Here is a 17,261-nt window from a genome sequence, read left to right on the forward strand (position 1 = left end):
TTAAGCACGCCGCCAGCGTTCGTCCTGAGCCAGGATCAAACTCTCCATTAAGGTCCAAACGACCAACCAAGGGGCGAACCCCAGCCGGCCAAACCTCGAAGAAAATCCCAGCAAACACGCACCCCCACAAAAGAGGGCCGTGCATTGCCTCAAAGAAATCCCCGACCATCCGAAGATGATCGCGGGGCGACCCGGCCCCCAAAAAGAAGACCGAGCCGATAAAGGCACTGGCTTTTAACACGCTGTTGAGTTCTCAAGAAACGGACACCCACCGCGCTGGACCCGCTTTCGCGTTTCCCGCTCCGGGGCGACTCGCCTTACTTTATCGGATCCGGCAGGTCTGTCAATTTCGGCTTTCTCCGATAACACCCTTCCGTTGCCGCTTCCGCGGCGCCTTCCGGGCGGTGGAGCTATTTCATCAGATCCAGCCGGATTGTCAAAACCGAGCCTTTTCCGACGCCACCACGGCACAGCGGACACGGCGAAGCCGCATTAACTGGTTCGTAGTGGGTTTCCCCGTCGTCCGGCCGGCCGCCATGCGGGCGTCCTGCATCCGTGAGGGGGACGAGGGGTTAACTTACGTGGTCGGAGCGGCACCGTCAAATCGGCGCGCCCGGCCGGGCCGCTCCACGCGTGCCCCGGCCCGGCGCGGAAGTGTCATACCGCGCTTCTACGCTCTGACGGTCTTCGAGGGGAAGGACTGGTCATGAGTGAGAACGGACGCGCCCTGGTGCTCGGGGGCGGCGGTGTCGCGGGGATCGCCTGGCTGACGGGTGTGCTCGCGGGGATCACCGGCGAGGGGACGGACGTCACCGGCGCGGACCTGCTGCTCGGCACTTCGGCGGGGGCGGCGGTGGCCGCGCAGATCGGCAGCGGCCTCGCCCTCGGGGAGCTGTTCGCGCGCCAGGCCGACCCGGCCCTGCAGAACCCCGAGCTGGTCCCCTCCGGGGGTGTCTCGCTCACCGAGTTCGGGGAGATCTGGATGCGGCTCGCTGAGAAGGACCCGGATCCGGCGGCGATCCGCCGGGGTCTCGGGGCGCGGGCTTTGGCGACCGACACGGTCGACGAGACCAAGCGCCGGGCCGTGATCGAGGCGCGGCTGCCCGTCCACGAATGGCCGGCCCGGGATCTGCGGGTCACGGCGGTGAACGCGCTGACCGGTGACCTGCGCGTGTTCGACCGCGACTCGGGCGTCTCCCTGGTGGACGCGGTCGCGGCCAGCTGCGCCATCCCGATGATCTGGCCGCCGGTGACGATCGGGGGAATCCGCTACGTGGACGGCGGGGTGCGGTCGCCGAACAACCTCGATCTCGCGGCGGGGCATGGGCGCGTGCTGCTGATCGCGCCGATGGACGGCCCCGTGCCGGCCGCGGACGTCGCCGAGGTGGAGGGCAGGGGCGGCCGCGTCGAGGTGATCGTCCCGGACGAGGCGTCGCTGGCGGCGTTCGGCGACGACCCGCTGGACCCGTCCACCCGCACCCCGTCGGCGAACGCGGGGCTCGCGCAGGGCGGGGCGGCCGCCGCGAGGACCTCCTCTTTCTGGGCGGTCTAGCCCGGCGACCGGCCGTTCCGGCGCGGCGTGCCGCTCTCGTGCGGTCCGTCCCGAGGGCGGGCACGCCGCGATCCGGCGCGTCAGGCGGGGTCGGTGAAGGACGGCGGGCGCTTCTCGAAGTAGGCGCGGACGGCCTCGGCCTGGTTGGGGCTGCCGCGCAGCGCGCCGAGCGTCCGCGACTCGTCGAGGAACTGCCCGGCCAGGTCGTGGTCCGCCGCGCGGTTGAGCAGCCGCTTGGCGCCGCGCACGGCTTCCGGGCTGTTGCCGGCGATCTCGCGGGCGAGTTCGGTCGCGGCGGCGCGCGGGTCGTCCGCGGTGCGGGTGGCGAGGCCGATCCGGGCGGCGTCCTCGCCGGAGATCATGCGGCCGGTGAAGGTGAGTTCCTTCGCGACGTCCTCGCCGACGAGGCGGATCAGCGCCGCGGTCCCGGTCATGTCGGGGACGAGGCCCCAGCGGATCTCCAGGACGGACAGCCTCGCGTCGGGGGCGACGATCCGGATGTCGGCGCCGAGCGCGATCTGCAGCCCGCCGCCGAGGGCGTGCCCGTGGACCGCGGCGATGACGGGCTGCGGCAGTTCCCGCCAGACGTGCACGGCCTGCTGCCCGAGGTTGGTGATGCGTCCCGGCTCGCGGTCCGTGATGTCGTTCGCGAGACGCGTGAACCGTTCGCCGCCGCCGGCCGGCGGCGAGTCGCCGGCCATGGCGGCGAAGTTGGCGAAGTCGAGCCCGGCGCAGAAGGCGCGCCCCTCCCCCGACAGGACCACGGCCCGGACGGACGCGTCCGCGGCGAGCGCGTCCCCCGTCTCGGCGAGCGCCTCGAACGTGGCCATGTCGAGGGCGTTCAGCTTGTCGGGCCGGTTGAGCCGCACGTCGGCGACCCCTTCGTGGACGTTCACGCTGACGCGGTCGGTCATGCCGCGCTCCCCTCCATCGAGTCGATCATTCCCAGGGACGATTCCACGCGCGCCGCGGCCAGTCGAGAGCGGCCTCCCCTGATCTCGCCGAAGGCGCGTGGACGGTCACCGCCCCCACGGTCGGTCCGCGCGGGCACGCGGTGGAGGCGTCCGGCGATCCGCGCCCCCCGGAGGGGCCTACGACCTGGTCACCGCGCTGTTCCTGCACTCCCTCGCCTCTCCGTGCCTCGGACGTCGTTGTCGGCATGGTGGGCGGACTCGATCGATGAAGGCCCTCGCCGAGGGCGGCCCGCGCCGCTCAGGTCACAGGGACGATCTTCACGGCGGTGAGGCGGCCGTCGTGGACGTCGAGGAGGCCGAGGGTGCCGTGCGGCCGGCGGCGCCGGTCGGTGGGCGATCCCGGGTTGAAGACGCGGACGCCGTCGCCCGTCTCGTCCAGCGGGATGTGCGAGTGGCCGAAGACGACGAGGTCGGCGGCGGGGAACCAGCGGCGCATGCGGGCCGTCCGGCCGCGCGCCTGGCCGCTGTCGTGGACCATCGCGACGGCCAGGCCGCCCAGGTCGAGTTCGAGGCGCTCGGGGGCGCCCCAGGCCGCGACGTCCGGCCCGTCGTTGTTGCCGAGGACGGCGTGGACGGGCGCGTACTCGGCCAGTTCGTCCAGGACGGACGCGGTGCACACGTCACCGGCGTGCAGGATCACGTCCGCGCCGCGCAGGTGCTCGGCCACGCGCGGCGGGCACGACTTCCAGCGCCGGGGCGCGTGCGTGTCGGAAATGGCCACGACTCTCACACCCCCATTGTTCCGCAGGGAGGCGAGCGAACCCTATGCGGAACAGACCGGTGACGTCCGTCCGCATCTCGATGCCGGGGGTCGGCCCCGGACGGGACGCGGTGCCCGGCGCGGGTGATTTTGCCACGGCGGGTTCCGGACACCGGTGGGAAACAACTGTAAGCACCGAGTCATTACATAGTGCTGACCAGCGGAGTTACGCTCGAATTCCTCGCGATTCGTCCAGCGGGATCCCGGCCGTACGCCCCCGGCCGTTCCGACACGGCGACCCAGCACCGCGAGGACCAAGTGAGTGCGGCCGGGCCCCGAGGTGGATGATCACTCCCTTGCACCGGTCTCGGGGTCCGGCCGCCTCTCCTCGCTACGAGGTCAGGTAGAGCTTGCGGTCGAAGACGCCGGAGCCCGGCGTGGTCTCCCCGCGGGCGATCCCGGCGCCGCTGCCGGTGCCGTTGGCGGGGCAGAGGCTGCTGCTTCCGGACTGCCGCACCAGGGTGATGTTGTCGGTCTTGCCCTGGGCGTCGTCCTGGCCCGCGAGCGGACGGTTCGGGTTGTCGCGGTTGTAGACGTCGAAGCTCAGCCCGGGTGTGCCGCCGGTCTGGAACCCGTAGTTGCAGGTGATGGGGATGCCGAGGATCTTGCCTTCCAGCTTGAAGGTGAGGCCGCCGTTGATGGACAGGACGCCGTCGCGGCCGCCGGCGACGGGGTCGTAGGCGATCTGGCCGCTGCGGTCGGGGAGCTGCGACAGGTCGAGGTCCGTCGCGGGCGAGCTGAGCCCGTTGGACGTCTGGCAGGCGCCGATGGACGCCGCGGTGAGTTCGCCGGCCCCCGTCGACTCGACCGCGCCCTGGAGGGTCGCGCTCTCGCAGGAGCCGGTCACGGTGGAGCCCAGGTAGACGACGGAGAAGGTGAGGGGCCCGACGGTCGAGACCTGCCAGTTTCCGGAGTAGGCGGCACCGGTGGCGGTCTCTTGGCGGATGGTGGTGGTGGCGGCGGACGCGCCGGTCGCCGTCAGGGCCAGAGCGGCGGACGCGGCGGCCAGCGGCGCGACCAGCCGGAGGATGGGAGCTTTCACGGGGGGTTTCCTCCTCGGGAAGAGAGTTTCATTTTTTCTACCCGAGTGATCCAGGAAATCAAGACCCGATGTGAAAGAAAATCGTGTTCTGTAGAAGTCCGATAAAAATGCGGAACCGAGTCCTAAGGCGAGTGCGATATAGACCGCCGAAATAGGCGAATTGGGTGTGCGGGCGCCCCCCTCGCCGGGGGCGCCCGCCCGGCTGCGGCCCTTTACCCGCCCGCTCCCCCGGTCGCCGGCAGGCCCTCGGCCCGCCACGCCTTGAACCCGCCCACGACGTCGGTCGCGCGGGTCAGGCCGAGGTCGTGCAGGGACGCGGCGGCGAGGCTGGAGGTGTAGCCCTCCGAGCAGAGCACGATGACGCGCACGTCGTGGCCGGTCGCCTCGGGCAGCCGGGCCTGGGACGCCGGGTCGAAGCGCCATTCGAGGACGTTGCGCTCCACGATCAGCGCGCCGGGGACCTCTCCCTCGTCCGCCCGCTGGGCCGCCGGGCGGATGTCGACCAGGATCGCGCCCTCGCGCGCCTCCGCGTGGGCCGTGCCGGGGTCCAGCCGTTCGAGCCTGCCGCGCGCGTCGGCGAGGATCTCATCGATCGTTCGTGTCATGGTTTCAGCATGCCAGGCTCACGCCCTGAGCTGCGCGTCCGCGGACGCGAGCACCTCCTGGATGCGCAGGCCGTGCGCGGCGTCCAGCGGCGGTGCGGGCCCGCCCCGGACGGCGGCGGCGAACTCGGCGACCATCGTCGCGAACGCGTCGTCGCCCAGCTGCGACCAGTCGAGGACGGCGTGTCCCTTGCGGCCGTACACCTCGACGCGGGCGGGCGGCAGCTCGCCCGTCCCCGCCATCGAGACGGACGCCTGGCTGACCGCGCCGCCCTCGTGCTCCAGCGTGAGGCCCAGCCAGCCCAGCGGGTCGCCGTGCGCGCGGACGCCGGTGACGCGGCCGAGCGCGGCGTCCAGCAGGTCGACGATGTGCGGGCCGAGGTCGAGCAATGCGCCCTTCTCCAGCCGCCACGGGGTGGCGAACGGCCCGCCGCTCAGCACCGAGGAGACGAACGAGCCGTAGCCGCCGAACGGGTCGAGGCCGCTCACCCGGCCGAGGAAGTCGCGGGCAGCGCGCGAGTAGCGCAGCGTGAAGACCATTTGCGAGACCACGCCCGCGTCGGCGATGGCTCCGGCGAGCCCGCGCGCGCCGTCCAGGTCCATGGCGAGGGGCTTCTCCAGCAGGACGGCCTTGCCCGCGCGGGCGGCCCGCGCGGCGAGGTCGGCCTGGACGTCCGGCGGGACGGAGAACGCGACGGCCTCGCAGGCGTCGAACAGGTCCTCGATGCGCTCGAAGGAGGGCGCCCCGTGCTTTCCGGCCAGTCCGGCGGACGCCTCGGGGCGCCGCGCCCACACGCCCGCGAGCCGCGTCGACGGCCCGCCCGCCAGCGCGGGCGCGTGCACCATCCCGGCCCAGGGACCCGCCCCGACCAGCCCCACCGCCACAGAATCGCTCATGGGGCAAACCTAGACGATCAGGACGAGAACCCCTGCGTCGTGCACGCGGGCCGCGGTCCCTTCAGCACCTCCGGACGGCGGGGTCAGCCGAGCTGGACGCCGAAGAAGAGGGCGGCGAGGGCGCCCACCGCGCCGAGCGCGCCCCAGACGGCGAGCCCGGCCTTGGACGCGGCGCGCGTGTGCAGGAACGCCGCCACCCCCGACAGCAGCACGAAGACGAGCTTCACCTCCAGTGTCCGCTGCGCGGCGCCGCCCATGTCGCCCGCGGTGATGTTCCAGATCCCGGTGAGGACGAGCACGCCGAACGCGGGCCAGGCGATCAGGTTGTAGCGGCGCGCGGCGATCTTGGTGACGCCCTCGTGGCCGCGCAGCGCGGGGACGAGCGCGCCGAGCGTGATCTGGCCGCCGACCCAGATCGTCGCGGCGAGCACGTGCAGGAAGAGGCGCACGTCGGCGGTGGTGAGGGCGAGCACGGGGCCTCCAGGATGTACCGGGCGTCGATCGAATTACCGGGACGTTACCGGCCTCTCCGGCGTGTTCCGGCACCACCCCGGGATTGGGGACCTTCGTCCCTAACGGCGGGGCGTGCGGGCGTTCCACGCTGGACGCATGCAGCTCGACCACAGCGGCCTGGAGATCCTCGACGAGGACGAGTGCCGCGCCCTCCTGTCACGCGCGACGATCGGGCGGATCGTGTTCACCCATCACGCGCTGCCGGCCGTCCAGCCGGTGAACTTCGCCGTCAGCGACGGCGCCATCGTGTTCCGGACGTCGCGGACGTCGCGGCTGGCCAAGGCCGCCGCCGACACGATCGTCGCCTTCGAGATCGACGAGTTCGACACCGCGGCGGAGACGGGCTGGTCGGTGGTGGCGGTCGGTCCCGCCCGGCACGTCGCCGACCCCGGCGACGCGGCCGCGCTGGAGGCCCTGCCGCTGCGCAGCTGGGCCCCCGGCGAGCGCGACCACTTCATCCGGATCCGGCCCGAGCTGATCACCGGCCGCCGGATCGGCGGGCCCGCGGCCGCCGCCTCGTGACGGCCCCCCGGCGGGCCGTCCCGGGTGCGCTCGTCCGATCTCCGGCCGCCGTCCCGCGGCGGGCGCCCGGCAGGGGCGCGGGCCCGTGCCCGGAGGGGACCTTGGACGCCGCTCCCGCGCGCTGAACAGGACGTTCGCCTCTGCCCGCCGATGCCCGCCGGCGGAGACGCTGGTGCCATGACATCCGTCGGAGAAGCCATGGAGACCCTCGGCCGCGAGGAGTGCGTGGCGCTGCTGCGGTCCGCGCCGGTGGGGCGCGTCGTCTACACCGATCAGGCGCTGCCCGCGATCCAGCCGGTCACCTTCGTCCTGGACGGGGACGAGGCCGTGGTCGTCCGCACCGCGCCGGGCTCGAAGTTCGACGCGGCGCTGCGCGGCGCCATCGTCGCGTTCGAGGTGGACGCGTTCGACCCGGCCGCCCGGACGGGCTGGTCGGTGACCGTGGTCGGGCAGGCCCGTGCGGTGACCGACCCGGCGGAGGCCGCGCGGCTGGCGCGGCTGCCGCTGCGGCCGTGGGCGCCGGGTCCGCGCGACCACTTCGTCCGCGTCCCGCTGTGGCGGGTCACCGGCCGCCGCATCCCGTCCGCCCGTTGAGACAATCCCTTATTGGCGTAGCGCCAATAAGGGCCTACGATCATTTCGTCCCCCAGAGGAAGGCTCCTGATGCTGTCGTCCGACCACGCCGACACAGTGCGCGCCACACTGCCCGCCGTCGGCGCCAACGGTGTCGAGATCACCGGCCGGTTCTACGCGGCGATGTTCGCCGCGCATCCCGAGCTGCGGAACGTGTTCAACCAGGGGAACCAGGCCAACGGCGAGCAGCGGCAGGCGCTCGCCGGGTCGGTGGCCGCGTTCGCCTCGCACCTGGTGGACCCCGGGTCCGCGACGCCGTTCCAGCAGATGCTGCCGCGGATCGCGCACAAGCACGCCTCGCTCGGCATCCGCCCCGAGCAGTACACGATCGTCGGGCGGCACCTGATGGACGCGGTGGCCGACGTGCTCGGCGACGCGGTGACGCCGGAGGTGCACGCGGCCTGGTCCGAGGTGTACTGGCTGTTCGCGACGCTGCTGATCGCCGAGGAGGCGCGGCTGTACCAGGAGGCCGGCTGCGACCCGGCCGTCCCGTGCACGCCGTGGCGGGTCGTGGAGCGGCGGGACGAGGCGGCGGACGTGATCTCGCTCGTGCTGGCGCCCGCGGGCGGCGGGGAGGTCGCCGCGCACCGTCCCGGCCAGTACGTCTCCGTCGCCGTGACGCTGCCGGACGGCCTGCGCCAGCCCCGCCAGTACACGCTGTCGCGGGCGGCGGGCGACACGATCCAGATCACGGTCCGCCGCGTGCGCGGCGAGGACTCCGCACCGGACGGCGCCGTCTCGGCGTACCTGTTCGACCACGTCGCGGCCGGAGACGAGCTGGAGCTGTCCCGCCCGTTCGGCGACGTCGTGCTGGACGACGGGGAGGACCCGCTCGTCGTCATCAGCGCGGGCATCGGCGTCACGCCCGCCGCCGCGATCATCGACCACCTGGCCGTCACCGCCCCGGACCGCCCGGTGCTGGCCGTCCACGCCGACCGCGACCCCGGCGCGCACGCGCTGCGCGGCCAGATCGCCGAGGCGGGCGGGCGGATGACCGGGTTCCGGCAGCTGACCTGGTACGAGGAGCCCGGCGAGGCCGCGCTCGGCGAGGACGTCCGGCCCGGCCGGATCGACGTCGCCGCGCTGCCGCTGCCGGACAAGGCCCGCGTCTTCATGTGCGGGCCGCTGCCGTTCATGCGCGAGATCCGGCGGGGCCTGCTCGCCGCCGGAGTGTCGGACGAGCGCATCCACTACGAGGTGTTCGGCCCCGACCTCTGGATCCGCTGATCCCGGGCCGATACGGGGAACGCTCCCATTCCGGCGCCGGAGTGGGAGCGTTCCCCGTGTCGGCCGGGCTTACTGGACCCGCTCCCAGCCCCGGCGCGTCTCGTGCATGCCGAGGTGCTCGTCGCGGCTGCGGTAGACGATGTAGGGACGCGTCAGGTACCCGATCGGCGCGGTCAGCATGTGCACCAGCCGCGTGAACGGCCAGATGCAGAACAGCAGCAGCGCGCTGAGCGCGTGCACCTGGAACAGGACCGGCACGCCCGTCATCAGGTCCGGGTCCGGCTGGAAGTAGAAGACCGACCGGAACCACGGGGAGATCGTCTCCCGGTAGTTGTAGCCGTCGCCGATGACGTTGGCGGCGACCGTCGCGGCCAGCCCGATGACGATGGTCCCGGCCAGCACCACGTACATCATCTTGTCGTTGCGGGTGGTCGCGAGGAACACCGGGCCGACCGTCCGGCGCCGGTAGATCAGGATCGCGAGGCCCGCCAGGGTGCAGAACCCGGCGGCCGTGCCGAGGACGACCGCGACGACGTGGTACATGTGCTCGGAGATCCCCACCGCCTCCGTCCAGCCGTCCGGGATGATCAGCCCGCCGACGTGGCCGCCCGCGACCAGCAGGATCCCGAAGTGGAACAGCGGGCTGCCGATGCGCAGCAGCCGCCGCTCGTACAGCTGGGACGAGCGGGTCGTCCACCCGAACTTGTCGTAGCGGTACCGCCAGACGTGCCCGAGGACGAACACCGCGATGGTGACGTAGGGCAGGGCGACCCACAGCAGGGTGCCGAGGACGCCCGGGTCGCCGCCGCCGCTCTCGGCGGCGAGGACGGGCAGGGTGCTGGTCATGAGGGGGCTCCAACGACGGGATCTGGCAGCAGGACGGGACCCATGACGCCCGCGTCGGCGCCGTAGGGGGCGAGGCCGACCGTCTCGTCCGGCGGCCCCTCGGCGATGAGGCGGGCGAGGACGTCCTCGTTGCGGCCGGTGAGCGGCGGCAGCGTCGCCGAGACCGCGTCCAGGACGGGCGCCCACGGCGACCCCGCCTCGGTGAGCGAGATGCGCAGCAGCTCCAGGCCGGCGCGGTGCTCGATCAGCAGCCGCCGCCCCTGCGCCGGGTCGGCGGTCGCGGCGAACTCCAGGACGACGGCCAGGTGGTCGGGCAGCTCGCCGTCGCCGAGGTCGAGCCCCGCCGCCTGGTACGCCTGTTTGAACCGCAGCAGGGCCATGCCCCGCTTGCGGGTGTCGCCGTAGGCGTAGTACGTCAGGTAGAGGCAGCACCGCTTCCGGTAGTCGAACGTGGCGACGTACTCGGCGGCGAGGTCGCCCGGCGGCGTCGCGTCGAGGTGGTCGAGGACGCGGCCGAGCGGCTCCGCGGCCCGCTCCGGCAGGTCCGCGACGGCGCGGCGCAGCAGCGGGCGCCGTGCCAGCAGCTCCTCGTCGGGGTAGCCGAGCAGCAGCGACGCCGCCTGCCAGGCGGTGGCCAGCTCGGTGTCGCCGAACCCGGCGGTCTTCGGGGCTCTGATCCTCACGGTTTCGGCTCCGTTCCGGCGGCGCCCGAGTCGGCGGGCGGGTTGGTGCCGTCCGGTCCGACGCCCGGGTCTCCCCCGCGCTCGGGGAACAGCCCGGTGGGCGCCCCCTTGCCGTCCCAGTTGAGCAGGTTGACGCGTTTGTGCTTGTCCGCCGGGTCGACCGGGTTGTCGGACGTCTGCCGCTCCCGCAGCATGTGGAAGTTCTCCACCGCGATCGGGTTGGGGCGCCCGGACGCCTCGCCGAACGGGCCGGAGCCGCCCGGCAGCCCGGCGCCGCCCATGCCGGGGCCGCCGTCGTAGTCCAGGCTGCACTCGGTGGCGATCTCCTCCAGGCTGTGCGCCTGCTCGGCGTGCGCGGTGGGGATCACGTACCGCTCGTCGTACTTCGCGAGCGCCAGCAGCCGGAACATGTCGTACATCTCCTCGCCGCTCATCCCGACGCCCTCGGGGATGGTGGGGTCGGGCTCGCGGCCTAGGTTGATGTCGCGCATGTAGGAGCGCATCGCGGCGAGCCGGCGCAGGACGCCGTCCACGACCGCGGCGTCGCCGGCGGTGAACAGCTCCGCCAGGTACTCGACGGGGATGCGCAGCGCGTCGATCGCCGCGAACAGGTTGCCCTTGTCCTCGGCGTCGTGGCCGGTGTCGCGGATGACGTCCACGACCGGCGACAGCGGCGGGATGTACCAGACCATCGGCATCGTCCGGTACTCCGGGTGCAGCGGCAGCGCCACCTTGAAGGTGTTGATGAGCGCGTAGATCGGGGACCGCTGCGCGGCCTCGATCCAGTCCTGCGGGATGCCCTCCCGCAGGGCCCCCGCGATGACCTCCGGGTCGTTCGGGTCGAGGAACACGCCGCGCTGCGCCTCGTACAGGTCCTTGTCGTCGGGCGTGGACGCGGCCTCCAGCACCTTGTCGGCGTCGTACAGCACCAGGCCGATGTAGCGGAGCCGCCCGACGCACGTCTCCGCGCACACCGTCGGCAGGCCGACCTCGATGCGCGGGAAGCAGAAGGTGCACTTCTCGGCCTTGCCGGTCCGGTGGTTGAAGTACACCTTCTTGTACGGGCAGCCGGACACGCACATCCGCCAGCCGCGGCACTTGTCCTGGTCGACCAGGACGATGCCGTCCTCGGCGCGCTTGTAGATCGCGCCGGACGGGCAGGACGCCGCGCAGGACGGGTTGAGGCAGTGCTCGCAGATCCGCGGCAGGTAGAACATGAAGGTCTTGTCGAACTCCATCTTCACCTTGTCGGAGATCTCCTTGAGCAGGACGTCCTTGCCGCCGTGCTCCACGGACCCGCCGAGGTCGTCGTCCCAGTTCGCCGACCAGGAGACCTTCATGTCCTTGCCGGACAGCAGCGACTTCGGCCGGGCGACCGGCGTGTGCTCCTGCAGCGGCGCGTCGGTGAGGGTCTCGTAGTCGTAGGTCCAGGGCTCGTAGTAGTCGTCGATCCCGGGCAGCTTCGGGTTGGAGAAGATCGTCAGCAGCTTGCGCATCCGGCTGCCGCCCTTGAGCGCGAGCCGGCCGCGCTTGTTGAGCGTCCAGCCGCCGCGCCACTTCTCCTGGTCCTCGTACTGGCGGGGGTAGCCCTGGCCGGGACGGGTCTCGACGTTGTTGAACCAGACGTACTCGACGCCGCTGCGGTTCGTCCACGCCTGCTTGCAGGTGACGGAGCAGGTGTGGCAGCCGATGCACTTGTCGAGGTTCATGACCATCGACATCTGCGCCATGACGCGCATCTAGTACTGCACCTCCTGGGAGCGGCGGCGGATGACGGTGACCTCGTCGCGCTGGTTGCCGGTCGGCCCGAGGTAGTTGAACGCGAACGACAGCTGCGCGTACCCGCCGATGAGGTGACTCGGCTTGATCAGCAACCGGGTCAGGGAGTTGTGGATGCCGCCGCGGCGGCCGGACGTCTCCGCGCGCGGGACGTCGATCAGCTTGTCCTGCGCGTGGTACATGTACACGGTGCCCTCGGGCATCCGGTGCGTGACGATCGCGCGGGCGACGACGACGCCGTTGCGGTTGACCGCCTCGATCCAGTCGTTGTCGCGGACGCCGATCTTGGCGGCGTCCACCCCGCTCATCCAGATGACCGGGCCGCCGCGCGACAGCGACAGCATGAACAGGTTGTCCTGGTACTCGGAGTGGATCGACCACTTGTTGTGCGGGGTGAGGTAGCGGAGGGTCAGCCCCAGCTCGCCGGTCTCCCCCAGTTCCGGCTCGCCGAACAGGGCGGACATGTTGAGCGGCGGCCGGAACGTCGGCAGCTGCTCGCCGAGCTCGGCCATCCAGTCGTGGTCGAGGTAGAAGTGCTGCCGCCCGGTGAGGGTGTGCCAGGGCTTCAGGCGCTCGACGTTGATCGTGAACGGGGAGTAGCGGCGCCCGCCGCTCTCCGACCCCGACCATTCCGGGGACGTGATGACCGGGACGGGGCGGGCCTGGGTGTCGGCGAACGTGATCTGCTTGCCCTCGTGCTCGGCGGCGAGGTCGGCGAGCCTGGTGCCGGTGCGCCGCTCCACCGTCTTGAAGCCCTGGGTGGCCAGCTGCCCGTTCGTCGTGCCGGAGAACGCGAGGATCATCTCGCAGGCGTGCACGTCCCGCCGCAGCGACGGGCGGCCGTCGGCCGGGCCGCCGCGCACGACGCCGTTCTTGTGCTTGAGGTACTCGACCTGCTTCCCCAGCTCGAACGTGACGCCCTTGGTGGTCGCGCCGAGCCGCTCGGCGAGCGGGCCGAGCGCGGTCATCTTCGCCGCGAGCGCCGGGTAGTCGCGCTCGACCGTCACGAGCTTCGGCATCGTCACGCCGGGGACCGGCTCGCACTCGCCCTTCGCCCAGTCGAGGACGCGCCCGTGCGGGTTCGCCATCTCGTCGGGGGTGTCGTGCAGCAGCGGCATGGCGACGACGTCCTTGCGGACGCCGAGGCGGCCCTCGGCGAGGCGGCTGAACGCGTCCGCGATGTCCTGGAAGGCGCGCCAGTCGCTGCGGGTCTGCCAGGGCGGCCCGATCGCCGGGTTGAACGAGTGCACGAACGGGTGCATGTCGGTCGTGTTCAGGTCGTGCTTCTCGTACCAGGTCGCCGCCGGCAGCACGATGTCGGAGTAGACGGTGGTGCTGGTCATCCGGAAGTCGAGCGACAGCAGCAGGTCGAGCTTGCCCGCGGGGGCCTCGTCCCGCCAGACGACCTCCTCCGGCCGGAGGCCCGGCGGCGTCTCCTCGGCCCGGACGGCGTCGGCCGCGCCGAGCAGGTGCCGCAGGAAGTACTCGTTGCCCTTCGCGGACGACCCGAGCAGGTTGGACCGCCAGACCGTCAGGACGCGGGGGAAGTTCTCCGGCGCGTCCGGGTCCTGGCAGGCGAACTTGAGCCGGTTCGCCTTCAGCTCGTCCACGACGTACTCGGCGGCCGGCTTCCCGGCGGCCTCCGCCTCGTCGGCGAGGGTGAGGGGGTTGCGGTCGAACGTCGGGTAGGACGGCATCCAGCCGAGCCGCGCCGCCTGCGCGATCACGTCGGCGGTGGACCGCCCGGCGAACGTGCCGCCGCCGGTCGCCGCCGACAGGGTGCCCGCGTCGAACTGGTCGTAGCGGAACTGGTCGGTGTGCAGGTACCAGAACGCCGTCCCGATCATCTGCCGGGGCGGGCGGGACCAGTCCAGCCCGAACGCCAGCTGCGCCCACCCGGTGACCGGGCGGCACTTCTCCTGCCCGACGTAGTGCGCCCAGCCGCCGCCGTTCACGCCCTGCCCGCCGGTCAGCGTGGTCAGCGCGAGGAACGTCCGGTAGATCGTGTCGGAGTGGAACCAGTGGTTGGTGCCCGCGCCCATGATGATCATCGAGCGGCCGCGGGTCTCCTCGGCGTTCGCGGCGTACTCGCGGCCGATCCGCTCGGCGGCCTGCGCCGGGACGCCGGTGATGGTCTCCTGCCACGCCGGGGTGCCCGGCTCGGACGCGTCGTCGTACCCGGTCGGCCAGGAGCCCGGCAGGCCGTCCCGCGCGACGCCGTACTGGGCGAGCATCAGGTCGTACACGGTCGTGACCAGGTGGCCGCCGACGTCGCGGACGGGCACGCCCCGCCGGAGCGTTCCCGGCGCGCCGTCGACGCCGTCGAACCGGGCCAGCTCGATCTCGACCGCCGCGCCGCCCGCGACGGACAGCAGCGGGTCGGCGTCGCCCAGGTCGAGGTTCCACTTGCCCTCGCCGGCGTCGCCGTACCGGAAGCCGAGCGACCCGTTCGGGACGAGCGGAAGGCCGGTGTTCGCGTCCAGGAGGACGGTCTTGAACGCGGCGTGCTCGGACTCGGACTCGGCGCCGGGGAGGTCGGCGGCCGTGAGGAACTTGCCGGGGACGTACGTCCCGCCGCGCTCCTCCAGGCGCACCAGGAACGGCAGGTCGCTGTAGCGCTTCACGTAGTCGGTGAAGTACGGGACCTGCCGGTCGACGAAGAACTCCTTGAGGACGACGTGCCCCATGGCCATCGCCAGGGCGCCGTCGGTGCCGGGCTGCGCGGCGAGCCACTCGTCGGCGAACTTGACGTTGTCGGCGTAGTCCGGGGAGACCGCGACGACCTTCTGGCCCCGGTAGCGGGCCTCGGTCATCCAGTGCGCGTCGGGGGTGCGGGTCACCGGCACGTTGGAGCCCCACATGATGAGGTAGCCGGCGTCCCACCAGTCGCCCGACTCGGGGACGTCGGTCTGGTCGCCGAACACCTGCGGGGACGCCACCGGGAGGTCGGCGTACCAGTCGTAGAACGACAGCATCGTCCCGCCGAGCATGGACACGAACCGGGAGCCGGCCGCGTGCGACACCATCGACATCGCCGGGATCGGGGAGAACCCGGCGACCCGGTCGGGGCCGAACTCCTTGATCGTGTGGACGTGCGCGGCGGCGATCATCTCGGTCGCCTCGTCCCATGTGGCCCGGACGAGGCCGCCGCGCCCGCGCGCGTCCTTGTAGACGCGGGCCTTCTCCGGGTCGGAGACGATCTCGCGCCACGCCTGCACGGGGTCGCCGGTCCGGGACCTGGCCTCCCGGTACATCTCCAGCAGGACGCCGCGCACGTAGGGGTACCTGACCCGCGTCGGCGAGTAGGTGTACCAGGAGAACGAGGCGCCCCGGGGGCAGCCGCGCGGCTCGTACTCGGGGCGGTCGGGGCCGACCGACGGGTAGTCGGTCTGCTGCGCCTCCCAGGTGATGATGCCGTCCTTGACGTACACCTTCCAGGAGCACGACCCCGTGCAGTTCACCCCGTGGGTCGAGCGCACCACCTTGTCGTGCGACCAGCGGTCGCGGTAGAAGGCGTCGGCCTCCCGGCCGCCCTTCTTGGTCATCGTCCGCAGATCGGGCGAGACGCGGGTGCGGGTGAAGTACCTGCGGGTGCTCACCAGCGCGTCTTCCAGCGGGCCGTCCATCCCTGGCCGGCCGTGGGTCGAACTCAAGTCGGATCCCCTTCTTCCGAATAATCTGGGACAAATTGCCCCCAGGCGGCGGCATCCCGCCGGTCCCCGGCGGGATGCCGCGATTCAGGTCGCCCGGCGCGTCGCCACGGCGCGCCGGACGGACGTCGCGGTGAACACCCCGGCCGAGGCGGCGACGATCGCGAGGAGGAGCAGGCCGATCCGGTACTCCCCGAGGCTGCCCCACAGGGCGCCCATCACCAGCGGCGGGACGAACCCGCCGAGGCCGCCCGCGGCGCCGACCACACCCGTGACCGCGCCGACCCTGTTCGCCGGGGCCAGCTGGGCGACCAGCGCGAACGTCGCACCGCTGGCGGCGCCGAGCGCGGCCGCCATCGCCAGGAACGCGATCGTCCCCACCGGCATCAGCGCGGGCGCGAACGACTGGGCGACCGCGCCCAGCACCGTCACGGCCAGTGCGGCGGTCATCACCCGCACCGCGCCGATCCGGTCCGAGAGCCACCCGCCGACCGGCCGCATCACGACGGCCAGCAGCACGAACCCCGCCATCCGGTTCGCCGCGTCCGCCTGCGCCAGCCCGTACTCCGCCTTCAGGTACGTGGGCAGGTAGACCGAGAACGCCACGTAGCCGCCGAAGGCCACCGCGTACAGCGCGGACATCTGCCAGGTGACGCCCATCCGGGCGGTCGCGGCGAGCCGCTTCGCGAGCGGCTCGGTCGGCGCGGTGCGCCCCGGCGCCTCCCGCAGCACGAACCACGCGGCCACCGCGTACACGGCGAGCAGGGCGGCCATCACCTCGAACGGGAACTCCATCCCGAACCGGTCGACCTCTTTGACGGTCGTCAGCGCGCTGATCGCGGTGCCGCCCATGCCCGCGCCGAAGACCCCGATCGCGAGCCCGCGCCGCTCCGGCGGGAACCAGGCGTTCACGAACGGGACCCCGACCGCGAACGCCGTCCCGCCGATGCCGAGGAAGAAGCCGCCGACCAGCAGCGCCGGCAGCGAGGAGTGCCCGGCGAGCCCCAGGTACAGGACGGGCACGATCGTGATCAGCGACACCGCGGGGAACATCACCCGCCCGCCGAACCGGTCCGTCAGCGCCCCCACCGGGATCCGCCCGAGCGACCCCACCACCACCGGCACCGCCACGAGCAGCGACTGCTCGAACGACGTCAGCGCCAGCGAGTCCTTGAACCGCGGGCCGAGCGGGCTCAGCAGCGCCCACGCCCAGAAGTTCACCGCGAACCCGAGGGTCGCCATCGCCAGCATGACCACGGCCCGCCCGCCGCCGGCGGCGCGCCCGGACCCCGCCGGCCCGTCTTCCTGCCGAGCTTCCGTCACCTGCCGCACCATTTCCATCGCTCCCAGCGCATTCCGTTGGGCCTTCCCCAAGCACAGGCGGGATAACCATGATCGTCATCCCGCCGGTACCCACCCTCGCGGACGCGCGGACCGGTCAGAAGGGACCTTCGTCCCGCCGAACGTCCTGGTGGCGGGCGCCGCCGGCGGCCGGTGCGGCGCGGCTCAGGACGGCTGTTCCAGGCGCGGCGGCCGCGTCTTCCCCGGCGTTGGCCGGGGGTGGACGGGGCCGCGGGTACT

Annotated in this window: 15 protein-coding genes; 4 read left to right on the forward strand and 11 right to left on the reverse strand. The window is 72.3% G+C overall.

Annotation, left to right across the window (positions count from 1 at the left end; all coding sequences use genetic code 11):
• Window positions 1-706 precede the first annotated feature (706 nt).
• Window positions 707-1,552 carry a patatin-like phospholipase family protein gene (locus tag ACA511_RS24600; RefSeq protein WP_375026953.1) on the forward strand — a complete coding sequence of 282 codons (846 nt, stop codon included), beginning with the start codon at window positions 707-709 and terminating at the stop codon, window positions 1,550-1,552.
• An 80-nt stretch (window positions 1,553-1,632) separates the two neighbouring features.
• Here the strand turns inward: ACA511_RS24600 and ACA511_RS24605 are convergent, their stop codons facing one another.
• The 6 genes from ACA511_RS24605 to ACA511_RS24630 form a co-directional block, all read right to left on the reverse strand.
• Entirely contained in the window at window positions 1,633-2,466 is an 834-nt protein-coding gene (locus ACA511_RS24605; protein ID WP_375026954.1) for a crotonase/enoyl-CoA hydratase family protein, read from the reverse strand.
• A gap of 298 nt (window positions 2,467-2,764) precedes the next feature.
• Window positions 2,765-3,247, reverse strand: a complete 483-nt coding sequence (locus tag ACA511_RS24610; RefSeq protein WP_375026955.1) for a metallophosphoesterase family protein — start codon at window positions 3,245-3,247, stop codon at window positions 2,765-2,767.
• Between the two features lie 370 nt (window positions 3,248-3,617).
• Window positions 3,618-4,328 carry a hypothetical protein gene (locus ACA511_RS24615; protein ID WP_375026956.1) on the reverse strand — a complete coding sequence of 237 codons (711 nt, stop codon included), beginning with the start codon at window positions 4,326-4,328 and terminating at the stop codon, window positions 3,618-3,620.
• Between the two features lie 212 nt (window positions 4,329-4,540).
• Window positions 4,541-4,933 (reverse strand): rhodanese-like domain-containing protein, encoded by a 393-nt coding sequence (locus ACA511_RS24620; protein ID WP_375026957.1) that lies wholly within the window; start codon window positions 4,931-4,933, stop codon window positions 4,541-4,543.
• An 18-nt stretch (window positions 4,934-4,951) separates the two neighbouring features.
• The gene (locus tag ACA511_RS24625) at window positions 4,952-5,827 is read right to left on the reverse strand and encodes a Gfo/Idh/MocA family protein (RefSeq protein ID WP_375026958.1); all 876 of its coding nucleotides are present in this window, start codon (window positions 5,825-5,827) and stop codon (window positions 4,952-4,954) included.
• Between the two features lie 83 nt (window positions 5,828-5,910).
• Complete coding sequence (locus ACA511_RS24630; protein WP_375026959.1) at window positions 5,911-6,300, reverse strand: hypothetical protein; 390 nt, start codon at window positions 6,298-6,300, stop codon at window positions 5,911-5,913.
• Window positions 6,301-6,436: 136 nt separating this feature from the next.
• Between ACA511_RS24630 and ACA511_RS24635 the strand changes: the two genes are divergently transcribed.
• The 3 genes from ACA511_RS24635 to ACA511_RS24645 all read left to right on the forward strand — a co-directional run bounded on the left by ACA511_RS24635 (window position 6,437) and on the right by ACA511_RS24645 (window position 8,722).
• Window positions 6,437-6,862 carry a pyridoxamine 5'-phosphate oxidase family protein gene (locus ACA511_RS24635; protein WP_375026960.1) on the forward strand — a complete coding sequence of 142 codons (426 nt, stop codon included), beginning with the start codon at window positions 6,437-6,439 and terminating at the stop codon, window positions 6,860-6,862.
• 177 nt (window positions 6,863-7,039) lie between these two features.
• Window positions 7,040-7,456 (forward strand): pyridoxamine 5'-phosphate oxidase family protein, encoded by a 417-nt coding sequence (locus ACA511_RS24640; RefSeq protein WP_375026961.1) that lies wholly within the window; start codon window positions 7,040-7,042, stop codon window positions 7,454-7,456.
• Between the two features lie 69 nt (window positions 7,457-7,525).
• Entirely contained in the window at window positions 7,526-8,722 is a 1,197-nt protein-coding gene (locus ACA511_RS24645; RefSeq protein WP_375026962.1) for a globin domain-containing protein, read from the forward strand.
• Window positions 8,723-8,791: 69 nt separating this feature from the next.
• Here the strand turns inward: ACA511_RS24645 and narI are convergent, their stop codons facing one another.
• The 5 genes from narI to ACA511_RS24670 form a co-directional block, all read right to left on the reverse strand.
• Window positions 8,792-9,568 (reverse strand): respiratory nitrate reductase subunit gamma, encoded by a 777-nt coding sequence (gene narI / locus ACA511_RS24650; RefSeq protein WP_375026963.1) that lies wholly within the window; start codon window positions 9,566-9,568, stop codon window positions 8,792-8,794.
• Window positions 9,565-10,251 carry a nitrate reductase molybdenum cofactor assembly chaperone gene (narJ, locus tag ACA511_RS24655; RefSeq protein WP_375026964.1) on the reverse strand — a complete coding sequence of 229 codons (687 nt, stop codon included), beginning with the start codon at window positions 10,249-10,251 and terminating at the stop codon, window positions 9,565-9,567. The genes narI and narJ overlap by 4 nt, the downstream gene beginning before the upstream one ends.
• A complete protein-coding gene (narH, locus tag ACA511_RS24660; protein WP_375026965.1) occupies window positions 10,248-11,990 on the reverse strand; it encodes a nitrate reductase subunit beta in 1,743 nt (580 codons plus the stop codon). Before narH ends, narJ begins: the two co-directional genes overlap by 4 nt.
• On the reverse strand, window positions 11,991-15,656 hold the full coding sequence (locus tag ACA511_RS24665; protein ID WP_375027488.1) for a nitrate reductase subunit alpha: 3,666 nt from the start codon (window positions 15,654-15,656) through the stop codon (window positions 11,991-11,993). It lies immediately after the preceding gene.
• A 111-nt stretch (window positions 15,657-15,767) separates the two neighbouring features.
• Window positions 15,768-17,003 (reverse strand): MFS transporter, encoded by a 1,236-nt coding sequence (locus tag ACA511_RS24670; protein ID WP_375026966.1) that lies wholly within the window; start codon window positions 17,001-17,003, stop codon window positions 15,768-15,770.
• Window positions 17,004-17,261: the final 258 nt, after the last annotated feature.

The organism is Actinomadura sp. GTD37, from assembly GCF_041951365.1.
Taxonomy (GTDB): Bacteria; Actinomycetota; Actinomycetes; order Streptosporangiales; family Streptosporangiaceae; genus Spirillospora.

Bases quoted from the DNA above. Each gene is read 5' to 3' on its own strand.
- ACA511_RS24600 (WP_375026953.1), top strand. From the start codon at position 707: ATGAGTGAGAACGGACGCGCCCTGGTGCTCGGGGGCGGCGGTGTCGCG.
- ACA511_RS24605 (WP_375026954.1), bottom strand. From the start codon at position 2,466: ATGACCGACCGCGTCAGCGTGAACGTCCACGAAGGGGTCGCCGACGTG.
- ACA511_RS24620 (WP_375026957.1), bottom strand. From the start codon at position 4,933: ATGACACGAACGATCGATGAGATCCTCGCCGACGCGCGCGGCAGGCTC.
- ACA511_RS24625 (WP_375026958.1), bottom strand. From the start codon at position 5,827: ATGAGCGATTCTGTGGCGGTGGGGCTGGTCGGGGCGGGTCCCTGGGCC.
- ACA511_RS24635 (WP_375026960.1), top strand. From the start codon at position 6,437: ATGCAGCTCGACCACAGCGGCCTGGAGATCCTCGACGAGGACGAGTGC.
- ACA511_RS24640 (WP_375026961.1), top strand. From the start codon at position 7,040: ATGACATCCGTCGGAGAAGCCATGGAGACCCTCGGCCGCGAGGAGTGC.
- ACA511_RS24645 (WP_375026962.1), top strand. From the start codon at position 7,526: ATGCTGTCGTCCGACCACGCCGACACAGTGCGCGCCACACTGCCCGCC.
- narI (WP_375026963.1), bottom strand. From the start codon at position 9,568: ATGACCAGCACCCTGCCCGTCCTCGCCGCCGAGAGCGGCGGCGGCGAC.
- narH (WP_375026965.1), bottom strand. From the start codon at position 11,990: ATGCGCGTCATGGCGCAGATGTCGATGGTCATGAACCTCGACAAGTGC.
- ACA511_RS24665 (WP_375027488.1), bottom strand. From the start codon at position 15,656: ATGGACGGCCCGCTGGAAGACGCGCTGGTGAGCACCCGCAGGTACTTC.